Raw genomic sequence first — 12302 nt, forward strand, 5'->3', positions numbered from 1 at the left:
AGGGGCCCTCCAAGGGCCTTCCGGGCCCCCGGGTCCCTCCGGTTGAACGGGGGGACGCGGGGGCGGGGCGGCTCAGCCCTGCTCGGAGCCGCCGGTGTTCTTCTTGTCCTGGGCGTCGAGCTTCTTCTCGAGCTCCTCCAGGCGCTGGGAGAGCGTCTGCATGTCGCGGCCGAGCGCCGGCAGGTTGCCCGCCAGGTTCTCCACCACCTGCTTGACCCGCTCGTCCACCCGGCGCTGCCACTCCTCCAGGGCGCGCTGGCTCGCCTTGAGCAGGTCCGCCGGGCCACCGGCCGCCGCCGCCGCCGCGCTGGCCTCGTCGGGGCTGACCGGGGCCTCGCCCGCGGGGGCCTCGGCGCCCTCCTCGCGCTTGTCCTCGCGCCGCAGCAGGGTGTTGATGCGCGACTCGGCCTCCTCGCGGATGGAGGCGACGCGCGGGGTCACCGCCTTCTGGATGAAGTCGGTGAGCGAGTCACCCGGGTGCCGGATGATCTCCCGGAGCACCGTGAGGGGCATGCGGTTACGCTTCTTCTCCTCCTCGAAGATGATCTGCGCGAGCGTGACCGAGGTGAGATCCTCTTTTGTCTTGTTGTCGACAATCTGGACCTCGACCCCGTCCTTGATCATCGCGGCGATCTCGTCAAGGGTGACGTACCGGCTCTCCACGGTGTCGTAGAGCTTCCGGTTCGTGTAGCGCTTGATGATCTTGGGGTCCTTGGCTGGACCGGGCACGCCTGCCTGCTCTGGCTCGCTCATGTCATTGTCTCCGCCACATTAGAGGCGCTCGCGCACATGGGTGTGGATGGGCAGCCTGTAGCAAGAGGGCGGGGGGGCGGGCAAGCCATGCGAAGGCAAGCTCGCGGTGGGTGTGGACCTGGGCCTATACTGCCGGACTGGTCGAGCCTCCCGAATGATTGTCAACTGTGAGCGGTGTCAGACGCGGTTCAAGATCCCCGACGAGAAGGTGACGGAAAGGGGAGTCAAGGTCCGCTGCACCAAGTGTCAGCATACCTTCCGGGTCGTGCGCGAGGGGGCCCCCTCCGTCGCCGCCGACCCGGGTGCGCCCATCGCCGAGCCGGCGCCCGCCGCGCGGCCTCCCGCTGTGGCGCGTCCGGTGACGCCTCCCCCGGAAGGACCCCGCGCCGTCGCGCCCGTGTCCGTGCCGCCGGTCTCCTTCAGCAAGGCGGCTCCGCCCGGCGTCAAGCCGGCGGGGCCGGGCGCGGCCTCCGCGCTCGACTCGCTGTTCGGCGCGCCGGGAGTCCCCTCGGCGCCGCCCGGCGTGGCCGCGTCGCGCAACCCCCGCCCCCCCGGGGTGGTGCCGCGCGTGCCTCCGGGCACGGACTTCCCCAAGACGCCGGCGACCATCGACCTGGACCCCTTGATGGAGTTCATGGGCGAGGCGCCGCCGCCGCCCTCGCCCGTGGAGTCGCTCCGGCAGGCGGCCCGGAGCCCAGTGCCCCAGGCCCCCGCGGGCGCGCTCGCGCTCGGCGGGGTGCAGGAGTCGGCGCGTCCCCTGACGCCCGCGCTGTCCCTGTCCTTCGACGAGAGCAACCCCTTCGCCCAGGAAGAGGCGCCCAAGGCCGCCGCCCCCCGGCCGATGCCGGCGCCCAAGCCCGCCGCGGCGCCGCCCGCTCAGGCCCGTGCCCCCGCGCCGGTGGCCCCCCCTCGGGGCCCGCCGCCCGCGAGCGCCGCGCCCGCGCCCCGGCCCACCCCGGCGCCCGTGCCCCGGCCCGCCCCGGCGCCGCGCGCTCCCGCTCCCGCTCCCGCCCCGGTGTTCCAGGCGTTCGACCCGGCCCCCGCGGCGCTTGGCGCGGAGGATCCGTTCTCGCTGCCGCCCGAGCCGGCCCCCGCGCCCGCGTCCCTGTTCGGGGCTCCGGCCTCGTTCGACGCGGACGATCCCTTCTCGCTGCCGTCCACGCCCGCTCCGGCCCCCGCGCCCGTGTTCGCGGCGCCGGCCCCGGCGCCGGTGTTCTCGGCCCCCGCGCCCGTCTACGAGGAGATGGAGGGCCTGGAGGGCAACAACCCGTTCGTCTCCTTCGAGCCGCCCCCGCCGCCCGCGCCCAAGCCGGTCCCCGCGCCCGCGCCCCGGCCGGCTCCCGCGCCCGCGCCGCCCGCGGCCCGGATCGCGGCGCCTCAGCCGGCGCCCGTGCCCGCGCCCGCGCCCGCGGCGTTCGAGGACAACCCCTTCGACGCGTTCGATCCCACGGCCGCGCTGCCTCCGCCGGATGCCGCCGAGGCGATGCCCTCGGGCATCCCGGACTGGGGCGCGCCCGCTCCAGCGCCCGCCGCCGAGGCGATGCCCTCGGGCATCCCGGACTGGGGCGCGCCCGCTCAAGCACAGGGGCTGCCCTCGGGCATCCCGGATTGGGGCGCGCCCGCTCAAGCGCCTCCCGCGGGCGCCGCGCCCACGCCCTTCCCCGACTTCCGCGAGGGAGATGGGGGCGCGCCCACGCGTGAGCTGCTGCCGGATCTGCCGGCGCTCGCGCCCGAGGCGCCCGCCGCGCCGCCCGCGTCGGAGCCCGCCGCGCCCGTGGTGCGCAAGGACGCCGGGGAGCGCCGGGGCGCGCGGCTCGTGCAGCGGCTCGCCGCGGCGGCCGTGCAGGCCGTGGTGGTGACGATCCTCATGGTCGCCCTGGCCGCCGTGGCCCTGGCCTCGATGAACGAGGGCCGCTTCCAGTGGTCCGACCTGTCGCCCGAGCAGCTGCGCGAGGTGGTGGCCCCCACGATGCCCCTGGTGGCCAAGGAGGTGTCCAACGGCCTCTACGAGACGCGCGCCGCCCAGCCCCTGTTCTTCGTGCGGGGCGAGGTGGAGAACCGCGGCGCCTCGCCCATCCGGGTGAAGGTGGATGTCGCCCTGTATGACGGGGAGACGCGGGTGAAGAGCGCGGAGGGCCTGGCCGGCGCCGTGCCCAACCCCGAGGAGTTCAACGCGCTGGGCTCCGCCGAGGACGCCCAGGCGCTGCGCTCCCGGCTGGACGCCTCCGCGCGCGAGGTGGCACCCAACGCGCGAGTCCCCTTCGTCGTCTTCTTCACCGACTACCCCTCGCAGGAGCTGGGGCGTCTGCGGCTCGAGGTCTCGCTCTCCGCCCAGGATGGGTCGCGCGCCGCGGGAGGGCCTCGGCAGGAACGTGTCGGCGATGCCCAGCCGTGAGGAGGCCAAGAGTGTCGTGCGCCGGCTCCACGCCCTGAGCGGGAGCCCGGAGATCGTCCGCAAGGCGGCCGCGCGCGAGCTGGCCCGGTGGGATCCGCTCGACACCAACGAGCTGCTCCACCACATCCTCCTGCTGGCGCGCGGGGGCTGGGAGCCCGCCACGTGCGTGCTCGGCTCGGTGGTGGCTGCCCTGGGCCTGGAGGCCGCGAGCCTTCCCTACGCGGACTCGATGCGCCGCATGGCGGAGGTGCAGTCGCTCACGTCCGTGGCGGATCTCTTCGAGACGGGCCCGGCGCAGAAGGAGTTCGACGAGGGGGCCGCGGCCCGCGCCGACGCCAAGGCCTTCAGCCAGTCCCTGGGTCACGTCAAGCAGCAGGCCCGGCTCACGCGCGACCCGGACGTGCTGGCGCGGCTGGCCGCGGTGAGCGATCCCTCCGTGGTGCGCAACGCCCTGCTCAACCCCCGGCTCACCGAGCCGCTCGTGGTGCGCATGGCGGCGCGCCGTCCCGCCCGGCCCGAGCCCCTGGTGGAGATCTGGAAGGCCACGCGCTGGTCCTCGCGCCACGCGGTGCGCCGCGCGCTCGCCTTCAACCCGTACCTGCCGCCCGAGGTGGGCGTGAAGATCGTCCCCCTGCTCAACGCGAACGACCTGGCGGAGCTCGCTGGGGACGCGTCCGTGCACCCGTCCCTGCGCGAGCAGGCGGCGCGGCTGTTGTCCAAGGGGTAGGGGAGGGCGGGCGCCCGGGACTCAGCCGCGCTTGGGGCCGGAGTCCGTGTAGTCGGCGTCGGTGACGTCCGCGCCGCGCCGGGCCCGGGGCAGCGTCTTGGCGTCCACCAGGTCTCCGCCCTTGGAGGCCTTCTTGAACGAATAGACGAACCGGCCCACGGCGTTGCCGAGCTGGCCCATCCGGGCGGCGGAGAACACCACCACCAGGATGAAGCCGATGAAGAGGAGTTCTCCGGGCCGCAGTCCCAACATGCGGCGCACAATGCGGCAACGGCCGGAGGGAGGCAAGCCGCGTGTCGGCCCCTGGACGGGGGCCGCCGGGACGCTCGCTCCCGCGCCCGCGCTGTCGCACACTGGCTTCATGCTCCTGCTCGCCCACCGTGGTGCCAGCGCCCATGCCCCCGAGAACACCCTCGCCGCCTTCCAGGAGGCCGTGGCGCAAGGCGCCGACGGCGTGGAGCTGGACGCCATGGTGTGTGGCTCGGGCGAGGTGGTGGTGTGCCACGACGACTTCCTGGACCGGCTCGCGGGCGAGCCCTGGGAGGTGCGCCGCACGCCGTGGGGGCGCTTGCAGCGCGCGGACGTGGGCACCCGGCTCGGCTTCGCCCCAGCGCGCATCCCCCTGCTCGCGGACGTGCTCGACGCGCTGCCCACGCACTTCCTCGTCAACATCGAGCTCAAGTGCGACCACTTCGAGGACCTGGGCCTCGCGCGCAAGGTGGCGCGGCTCGTGGAGGAGCGGGACATGGCGGACCGGGTGGTCATCTCCAGCTTCAACCCCCTGTGCCTCTTTCGCATGGCCGCCGCCGCGCCCACGCTGCGCCGGGGCTTTCTCATCGACCCGGACAAGGGCTGGGGGCTCCAGGCCCACGCGGTGACGCCGCTCGTCTCCTCGCACTCGGTGCACCCCTACCACGCGCAGTGCACCCCCGAGCGCGTGGAGGGCTGGCGCGAGCGGGGGCTGCGCGTGGCGGTGTGGACGGTGGATGACGTCCAGCGCGCGCGCGCGCTGCGGGAGATGGGCGTGTCCTACCTCATCACCAACACGCCCCGCGCCGTGCGCGAGGCCCTGGCCTAGAAGTCCAGGCCGAGCGTGGCGTTGAAGGCCAGCACCGAGGACAGCGCGCCCGCCGGCTCGGTCGAGCCCGTGGCGACGCCGCGGCGCGGGCCATCCACGGAGCCCAGGGTGGCCATGGACACCTCGGCGCCGAGCTGCAGCGCGCCGCCGATGAAACGGCCGCCCGCGTAGAAGCGCGTGTTGATGTTCGAGAAGCCCTTGAGCTCCTCGTAGGTAACGACCGCGTTGTCCGCCAGGCGCACGGCGTCCGCGCGCGAGCGCACGCCCGTCAGATCGATGCCGCCATAGGGGGTGAGGGTGACCATGCCGCCGATGGGGAACTGCTTGCCCACGCTCGCGTCCAGGCCGGTGGCCGTCAGGTGCATGTTGCGCGTGTTGAGCAGCTGCGTGGCGTGCAGGCGCAGCGCGATGTCCGGCAGCCACGCGATGAAGCCCTCGTTGACGGCCCAGCGGATCTCCCCCGTGGCGGCGAACAGGCTGCTGCGATCCAACCAGCCCACGCGCGCGCCCAGGTCGATGGAGAAGGGCAGGCCCTTGCGCACGTGGATGGAGGGCACGAGCACCGAGCCCGTCTGCTCGCGCTCGGTGGGCAGATAGGTGTCGGAGGGCAGGCCCACCACGCCCAGCTCCGCGTTGACGGCGAAGCCCGCGTGGCCCAGGGACTTCGGGGGGGTGAGCGTCGCCGAGGTCACCACCGCCGCGAGCGTGCGCGAGAACGCCTGGAAGTCCGCGTTCGCGGTGCTGCCGTTGCCGAGCTGTGACAGCACGATGTCATTGCGATCCGCGTATGCGGTGGGACCTCCCACCAGCACCGCGAGAGCCATCCACCGGCTGAACGTCCGCATCCTCACGACCGCCTCCCGAGGCGCACGCCCTTGGCGACGGCGCCAAACGGGGGGGACGCTAGCGTGGGCGTGCGAGGAGCGTCAATAAAACGGGCGGCTTCCGAGGGGTCCTGGATGGACCCGACGAAAGCCGCCCGGGAACAGGCCTCAGGGGGCCTGTTCAGTGCCTCACGGCGTGACGGTCTTGGCCGGCTTGGTGGCCTGGCCCGGCGCGGTGAGCTTCTGGGCCATCTCGGCCGGACGGCGGCGGATGACCAGGGTGCGGCGGCTGGCGAAGTCGGTGCTCTCGCGCGCCACCACCAGCACGCTGTTGTTGCCCTCCTTGAGCGCGAACTCGGTGGAGAACTTGAGCCGCTGGGGCGCGTTGCCCTTGACCTTGGTGGGGTCCACGGCCTGGAAGTACACCTTCTGGTCGTTCACCAGGACGTACATGTCCAGGAGGCCCTGGGCGTCCTCCACCACCCCGCTCAGGGTGAAGCGGTCGCCGTTGGCCACGAGGCCGCCCTGGCTCGGGTCCACGTCGAGCTTGATGTCCGGCGGCGAGCGGCGCGCCACGTAGGTGAGCTCCTGGGACGTGTTGGGCTTGCCCCGCGTCTCGCTGGCGTCCTGGGCCTTCACGAAGGCGAAGCGACCCTTGTCCAGCTCCACCCGGTAGAAGCCCTTGGTGCTGGCCTCCACGGTCATCGTCGCCGGGCGCGGCAGCCGGGCGATGACGGTCGCGTCGGCGCGCGGCTCGGCGAGCAGCTCCGCCTTCTCGGCCACCTTCACCAGGCCCTTCTTGGCCTCGAGCTTCACCGCGGGCGCGTCCGTCACCGGCAGCTCCAGCTTCTCCACGGCGAACTCCTCGAGCGGCTCGTCGATGATGTTGAGCTTGAGCGCGAAGTGGTCCTCCTTGAGGCCCTTCTTCACCGCGAGCTGGAAGCGCGCCGTCTTGGTCTCGCCCGGGCCAATCTCACCCAGTTTGAAGCGGCCCTTCTCGATGAAGATGTTCGGCTCGCCCACGTTCTTGATCTGCGCGAACGAGTCGAGCGCCTTGCCCTTGCCGGTGTTCGTCACGTCCAGCACCACGCTCACGTCCTCGCCGCGCTGGGCGATGCCGTCGCCGTTGCACGCGGCGCAGTCATCCACCACCTGCCAGTTGAAGGCGAACGCGGGGCGGGGCAGCTCGGTGAAGATGAGCTCGCTCACGACCGTGCCGGGCAGCGGCCCATTGTCGTCCAGCACCTTCACCGTCACGTCGTCGCGGCGCGACACCAAGTCCTTGGGCAGGCGCACCTTCACCTTCCAGGTCTTCTTCTCGCCCGGCGCCAGGCTGCCGATGAGGAACTCGCGGCGATCCAGGTAGTAGTTGTCGCTCTCGGTCCAGGCGCGCACGCGCTTGAGGGCCTCGGCCCCCTTGTTCTCCACCGTGACGGCCATGTCGAAGGTCTCGCCCGCGGCGATCTTCTGATCCTGGGTCGGCGAGAACGTGGCGGCGAGCTTCACGTCCTTGGGGGTCGCGCCCGGGCTCCAGTCCACGCCCAGGGCGGTGATGGCCGCGTCGATGCGCTGCTGCTCCTCGGCCATCTTCTTCTCCACGAAGTCCTTGCCCTTGTCGAGCATCTGCTTGCGCGTGGTGAAGGGCACCTGGAGGACGTAGTCGCGGGCGAACTGCACCTCGAAGTCCTCCTTCACGTCGTCCTGGCTCTCCGCGTCCAGCTGGTCGTCCAGCTCCTCGCTGGAGCCCACCGAGTTCACGTCCAACAGGTGGCTGCCCGCGTGCTGCTTGGGGTCCTCCTTGACGGCGGTGCCCTTGCTGGCCTCCTCCTGCTTCTTGGCGACGGCCTGCAGGTCCTTCTGGTCCACCTTGAGGTAGCGCACCGTCTCCAGGGGCTTCTCGCGGCCGAGCACGTCCTCGCGCTTCTTGGCCACCGAGTCCGAGTTGGGGTTGCCGAAGTGCTGATCCAGGTCCGCCTCGCCAATGGTCTTGCGGGGGGCGAACACCACCACGCGCTCGTCGGTGACGGCGGACGGCACGAGCTCGATGTCCGGCACGATGCCCACCTCCTGGATGGAGACGTCACCGGGGGTGAGGTACTTGGCGATGGTGAGCTTGAGCGCGCTGTCGTCCGGGAAGTCGTAGAGCACCTGCACGCTGCCCTTGCCGAACGTCTGCCGGCCGATGATGACCGCGCGGTTGAGGTTCTTGAGCGCGCCGGCGACGATCTCCGAGGCCGAGGCGCTGCCCGCGTTCACCAGCACCGCCACCGGGTAGGACTCCTCGCCCGGATCGGCGTGGGCGCGCTTCTCCTCGCGCAGCTTGTCCGACAGGCCCACGGTGGAGACGATGGTGCCCTCGGACACGAAGGTGTCGGACACCTGGATGGCCTGCTCGAGCAGACCGCCCGGGTTGCCGCGCATGTCGAGCACCAGGCCCTTGAAGCCGCCCTTGCCCTCGGCCTGCTTGCGCATCTCCGCGAGCGACGCCTGCAGGTCACGCGTGGTGTTGCCCTGGAAGTTCTTGAGCCGCACGTAGCCCACGTTGCCGGCCAGGAGCTTGGACTGCACGCTGTCGATGGAGATCATCCCACGCGCGAGCGTCAGGGCGCGCGGCTTGTCCCAGCCCTTGCGCTCCACGGTGATGGTGATGCGGCTGTCCACGGGGCCGCGCAGCTTGGACACCGCCTCGTTGAGGTCCATGCTGACGGTGGACTCCTCGCCGATCTTCTTGATCTGATCGTCCTTGAGGATGCCCGCGCGGTGCGCCGGCGTCTTGGGCAGCACCTTCATGACGGTGAGGTTGCCCTCGCGCATCTGGATGACGAAGCCCAGGCCGCCGAACTCGCCCTTGGTGGACAGCTTCATCTCCCGGTAGACCTCGGGGCGCAAGAGCACCGAGTGCGGGTCCAGCGTGGAGAGCATGCCGTTGACGGCCGCGTACTCGATGTCCCGCGTGTCATCCATGGGCCGCATGTTCTTGCCGATGAAGTCGAACACGTCCTTGAGCGTGAAGGACATCTTCCAGAGCGAGTCCACGTGGGAGATGTCGAACTCGCGCGGCTTGCCGTTCACGTTGACGTTGAGCTTGCCCGACTCGGCGTTGCCGTCCACGAGCACGTCCGGCACGCTCTTCTCCACGTACTCCAGCGCGGCGATCATCATCTCCTTGGGCCGCACGCGCTTGGGGTCGACGTAGTTCTCCTTCACGTAGAGGATGACCTTGGTGAAGACGCGCAGGGAGGACAGGTCGTTCTTCTTGTCCCCCGGGCTGGCGGAGTCCGGGGCCGTCTGACCGGCCTCCGCGGCTCCAAGCGTCAGGGGCATGGGTGCCCGGTTGTTGCCCACGAGGGCCCAGGCGCCCAGCAGGACGGCGACGGCGGTGATCCGGCGAAAGATTCGCGGCATGGTCCATCCAGGTCGGAGCCCGCGGGCTCCGAGGGGGGGTGATGCGTGAAAACCCGAGTCAAATCGAGGAGTTGGAAGAAACGACAAAGATGCCGGAAGCAGCCGGGCAAGCCTAATCACGGACCCCCGGTGCTTCAAGCGCACGTCCTCGCGCAGTGTTGGACAACACCACGGCGGCGTGCTGCGTTCCCGCGCCGGGGTCCGAATGAACCCCAGACAGTCGGCGGGGACGATTATTTCCCGTCGGGCGGAGGCGGCACGCCGCCCACGGCGCGCAGGCCCCGGTAGAGCAGGGTGCCCCCCACCACGGCCACCGGGAGGAAGAGACTGTTGAGAATCGGGATCCACAACAGCACGTAGACGCCCGCGCCGAAGCCCAGGCACAGGGGCCAGCGCGCGCGCAACGTGCGGCGGATTTGCGCGAAGGGGTAGAGGTGGCGCGTCATGGGGGCCGCCAAGTGCTCCCCGGCGAGCCAGAGCATGGTCCACGACGTCGCGAGCACCGCCCAGGCCACGCTGCCCACGCCCGGCAGCAGGTTCAGGGGCAGGAGGAGCGCCAGGCCCAAGAGCAGGAGCAGCACGCGGGCCAGGGTGTGCGCCACGCTCACGCCCAGGCCCGTGAGGAACGCCCCGGGCCGGAAGGGCGGGGAGACGTAGTCCCCGCACAATTCCTCGGTGATCTCCGACAGGGGATCCTGCAGCGGCGCCAGCACGATCGGCAGGCCGACATTGGCGCCCACCACGAAGCCCAGCACGCCGAGCACGAGCAGCACCCCGGTCCAGAGGGCGCGTGCCCACCAGGGGTCCGGCCGGGGCCACACCGCCCCGAGCCAGCCGGGCGCCTGGGTCCAGAGCAGCACGAGCAGCGCCGCCAGGGCCACCAGGGTGACGAGGGCGCACAGGGCCGACAGGCGGAGCAGCCGGGGGGTGCGGAAGATGAGGCCCCAGGCCCGGAAGATGAGCCCCACCCCCTGGAAGAAGTCCGAGATCGAGGAGCGCGCGGAGAAGGGCGGCACCGGCGAGGAGGGCGTCATGCCGGGACGATGCGCAAATGGCAGCGGCCGGGTCAACGACCGTTATATAGGGCCGCCATGTCCCTCGACCTCAAGCGGACCGACTCCGCGCCCATCACCTCCGTCGACATGCTCCTGGAGGGCTTCCGGTCCGCGGAAAAACCCCGAGCCCAACACCGCCTGGGTCTCGAGCACGAGAAATTCGTCTACCCCGTTGGGGGTGCACGGTCCGTGCCCTACGAGGGCTCCTCGGGCATCGGCGCCCTGCTGGAACGGCTCGCGCCGGGCGGCTACACGCCCTTCCGGGAGACGCCCGACTCGCCCATCATCGCCCTGCAGAAGGGCATGCTCACCATCTCCCTGGAGCCCGGGGGCCAGTTCGAACTGTCCGGCTCGCCCTTCGTCACCGCCCGCGAGGCCCACGCGGAGAACCTGGCCCACCTGGCCGAGGTGAAGGCCGCCGCCGCCCCGCTGGGGCTCCAACTGGTGGCCATGGGCTACCGGCCCTTCGGCACGACCGACGCCGTGTCGTGGATGCCCAAGACGCGCTATGTCGCCATGCGTCAGTCCCTGCCCGAGCGCGGCGCGCTGGCCCACCACATGATGCTGATGACGTCCACCGTGCAGGTGTCGATGGACTGGGAGGACGAGGCGGACTGTGTGCGCAAGACCGTGCTCATCGCCCGGCTCACCCCGCTGCTCGTGGCCCTCTACGCCAACAGCCCGCTGCGCGACGGCAAGCCCTCGGGCTACTTGTCCTTCCGCAGCCGCGTCTGGGACGAGGTGGACCCCACGCGCTGTGGCTACCTGCCGGCCTTCTTCGACGGCTCCTTCTCCTACCGCGCCTATGTGGAGTGGGCCCTGGACGCCCCCATCCTCTTCCTGCGCCGCAACGGCCAGTACCTGCGGCCGAAGATGACCTTCCGGCGCTTCATGCAGGAGGGCTACGAGGGCAGCCCGGCGGACCTGTCGGACTGGACGGACCACCTGTCCACGCTCTTCCCCGAGGCGCGGCTCAAGAAGATCGTCGAGGTGCGGGGCGCGGACTGCGTGCCCGCCGACATGACGGGGGCGCTCGCGGCGCTGTGGCGGGGCCTCTTGTATGACCGCACCGCCCTGGACGAGGCCGAGCGGCTGCTGCCGCGGCTGACGCTGGAGCAGCAGCGCGCCTTCCACGACACCGGCCGCCGCGAGGGTCTGGCCGGGCGGTTGGAGGGGCAGGAGTTGCACCGGCTCGCCGGGGAGATGGTGGCCATCGCCCGCCGGGGCCTGGAGCGGCTGGATCCCGCCGACGCGCCCCTGCTCGACGTGCTCGCCGAGGTGGCCGCGTCCGGCAAGTCTCCGGCGCAGCGGGTGCTCGAGGCGTGGGAGAAGAACCCCAACCCCGAGACCCTGCTGGCGCGCTGCGCGCTGTGACGCGCGCCGACCGGGTGGCTAGAAACGGCCACCCAGCGTCGCGGCGAAGTTGAGCAGGCCGCCGCTGGTGTCGCCCGTGGTGAAGGCGTTGGCGCCATCGGCGAACTCCTGGCCGACGAGCACGCGGTAGGAGGCCCGCGCTCCCGCGAAGATGCTCGGGGTGAAGCGGTAGTCCAGGCCGGCGGCGAGGGGGACCTCGGCGACGAAGTCGTTGCTGTAGAGGCCCGTGGCGCCGTTGGTGATGTTGTAGTAGCTCATGCCCGCGCCCACGCCCACGTAGGGCCGCATCTTCTCCTGGGCGATGAGCGGTCCCGCCTTGGCCATCAGGCCGGCGTTGTAGCGGTACAGGGCCTCGCCCGAGCCGATGCGCACGTCGTCAATCGCCAGGCGCTGGCCTTCCACCCCCGCCTCCACGCCGAAGTTGCGCCACGGCTGGGCTCCAGCGGTGACGCCCACCAGGGGGCCCACCTTGGTCCGATCACCCGCGCTGCCCGTCAGACCGCCCACGCCCAGGCGCACGTCCACGCCCACCTTGGTGCGGTCCGCGTCGTAGTTGAGCCGTCCCGCCATCCGCGATGCGTCGATCGCGGCCGTCGCCGCCCCCGCCGTGCACAGAGACACCAGCGCGAGCCCACCCATCCAGGAACGAGCCTTCATTTCGTTCTCCCGTCATGTCGGCCTTGACCGACTT

Annotated in this window: 10 protein-coding genes; 4 read left to right on the forward strand and 6 right to left on the reverse strand. The window is 71.6% G+C overall.

The genetic code is table 11. The features are described from left to right. Window positions 1-72: 72 nt before the first annotated feature. The gene (locus tag I3V78_RS11095) at window positions 73-753 is read right to left on the reverse strand and encodes a polyhydroxyalkanoate synthesis regulator DNA-binding domain-containing protein (RefSeq protein WP_204486931.1); all 681 of its coding nucleotides are present in this window, start codon (window positions 751-753) and stop codon (window positions 73-75) included. A gap of 154 nt (window positions 754-907) precedes the next feature. Between I3V78_RS11095 and I3V78_RS11100 the strand changes: the two genes are divergently transcribed. Both I3V78_RS11100 and I3V78_RS11105 read left to right on the forward strand, forming a co-directional pair. Beyond that, window positions 908-3148: a zinc-ribbon domain-containing protein gene (locus I3V78_RS11100; protein ID WP_204486933.1), complete on the forward strand. Its 2241-nt coding sequence runs from the start codon at window positions 908-910 to the stop codon at window positions 3146-3148. Further along, window positions 3135-3875, forward strand: a complete 741-nt coding sequence (locus I3V78_RS11105; protein WP_204486935.1) for a hypothetical protein — start codon at window positions 3135-3137, stop codon at window positions 3873-3875. The genes I3V78_RS11100 and I3V78_RS11105 overlap by 14 nt, the downstream gene beginning before the upstream one ends. A 21-nt stretch (window positions 3876-3896) precedes the next feature. Here the strand turns inward: I3V78_RS11105 and I3V78_RS11110 are convergent, their stop codons facing one another. Continuing rightward, window positions 3897-4127 (reverse strand): twin-arginine translocase TatA/TatE family subunit, encoded by a 231-nt coding sequence (locus I3V78_RS11110; protein ID WP_204486937.1) that lies wholly within the window; start codon window positions 4125-4127, stop codon window positions 3897-3899. 109 nt (window positions 4128-4236) lie between these two features. Here I3V78_RS11110 and I3V78_RS11115 point away from each other — a divergent pair, with 109 nt between their 5' ends. Further along, on the forward strand, window positions 4237-4953 hold the full coding sequence (locus I3V78_RS11115) for a glycerophosphodiester phosphodiesterase (RefSeq protein WP_204496586.1): 717 nt from the start codon (window positions 4237-4239) through the stop codon (window positions 4951-4953). Here the strand turns inward: I3V78_RS11115 and I3V78_RS11120 are convergent. The 3 genes from I3V78_RS11120 to I3V78_RS11130 form a co-directional block, all read right to left on the reverse strand. After that, complete coding sequence (locus I3V78_RS11120) at window positions 4950-5798, reverse strand: hypothetical protein (protein ID WP_204496587.1); 849 nt, start codon at window positions 5796-5798, stop codon at window positions 4950-4952. The two genes, I3V78_RS11115 and I3V78_RS11120, sit on opposite strands and share 4 nt — an antisense overlap. 168 nt (window positions 5799-5966) lie before the next feature. Further along, on the reverse strand, window positions 5967-9182 hold the full coding sequence (locus tag I3V78_RS11125) for an MXAN_5808 family serine peptidase (protein ID WP_204486938.1): 3216 nt from the start codon (window positions 9180-9182) through the stop codon (window positions 5967-5969). A gap of 233 nt (window positions 9183-9415) precedes the next feature. Next, window positions 9416-10216: an EI24 domain-containing protein gene (locus I3V78_RS11130; protein WP_204486939.1), complete on the reverse strand. Its 801-nt coding sequence runs from the start codon at window positions 10214-10216 to the stop codon at window positions 9416-9418. A 57-nt stretch (window positions 10217-10273) separates the two neighbouring features. Here I3V78_RS11130 and I3V78_RS11135 point away from each other — a divergent pair, with 57 nt between their 5' ends. Then, on the forward strand, window positions 10274-11611 hold the full coding sequence (locus I3V78_RS11135) for a glutamate--cysteine ligase (protein WP_204486940.1): 1338 nt from the start codon (window positions 10274-10276) through the stop codon (window positions 11609-11611). Between the two features lie 18 nt (window positions 11612-11629). On the opposite strand, the gene I3V78_RS11140 is transcribed toward I3V78_RS11135, so the two are convergent. Continuing rightward, window positions 11630-12268 carry an outer membrane beta-barrel protein gene (locus I3V78_RS11140; RefSeq protein ID WP_204486941.1) on the reverse strand — a complete coding sequence of 213 codons (639 nt, stop codon included), beginning with the start codon at window positions 12266-12268 and terminating at the stop codon, window positions 11630-11632. Window positions 12269-12302 lie beyond the last annotated feature (34 nt).

It is taken from the genome of Archangium primigenium (assembly GCF_016904885.1).
GTDB lineage: Bacteria > Myxococcota > Myxococcia > Myxococcales > Myxococcaceae > Cystobacter > Cystobacter primigenius.

Bases quoted from the DNA above. Each gene is read 5' to 3' on its own strand.
- I3V78_RS11125 (WP_204486938.1), bottom strand. From the start codon at position 9,182: ATGCCGCGAATCTTTCGCCGGATCACCGCCGTCGCCGTCCTGCTGGGC.
- I3V78_RS11115 (WP_204496586.1), top strand. From the start codon at position 4,237: ATGCTCCTGCTCGCCCACCGTGGTGCCAGCGCCCATGCCCCCGAGAAC.
- I3V78_RS11110 (WP_204486937.1), bottom strand. From the start codon at position 4,127: ATGTTGGGACTGCGGCCCGGAGAACTCCTCTTCATCGGCTTCATCCTG.
- I3V78_RS11135 (WP_204486940.1), top strand. From the start codon at position 10,274: ATGTCCCTCGACCTCAAGCGGACCGACTCCGCGCCCATCACCTCCGTC.
- I3V78_RS11120 (WP_204496587.1), bottom strand. From the start codon at position 5,798: ATGCGGACGTTCAGCCGGTGGATGGCTCTCGCGGTGCTGGTGGGAGGT.
- I3V78_RS11095 (WP_204486931.1), bottom strand. From the start codon at position 753: ATGAGCGAGCCAGAGCAGGCAGGCGTGCCCGGTCCAGCCAAGGACCCC.
- I3V78_RS11130 (WP_204486939.1), bottom strand. From the start codon at position 10,216: ATGACGCCCTCCTCGCCGGTGCCGCCCTTCTCCGCGCGCTCCTCGATC.
- I3V78_RS11105 (WP_204486935.1), top strand. From the start codon at position 3,135: ATGCCCAGCCGTGAGGAGGCCAAGAGTGTCGTGCGCCGGCTCCACGCC.
- I3V78_RS11100 (WP_204486933.1), top strand. From the start codon at position 908: ATGATTGTCAACTGTGAGCGGTGTCAGACGCGGTTCAAGATCCCCGAC.
- I3V78_RS11140 (WP_204486941.1), bottom strand. From the start codon at position 12,268: ATGAAGGCTCGTTCCTGGATGGGTGGGCTCGCGCTGGTGTCTCTGTGC.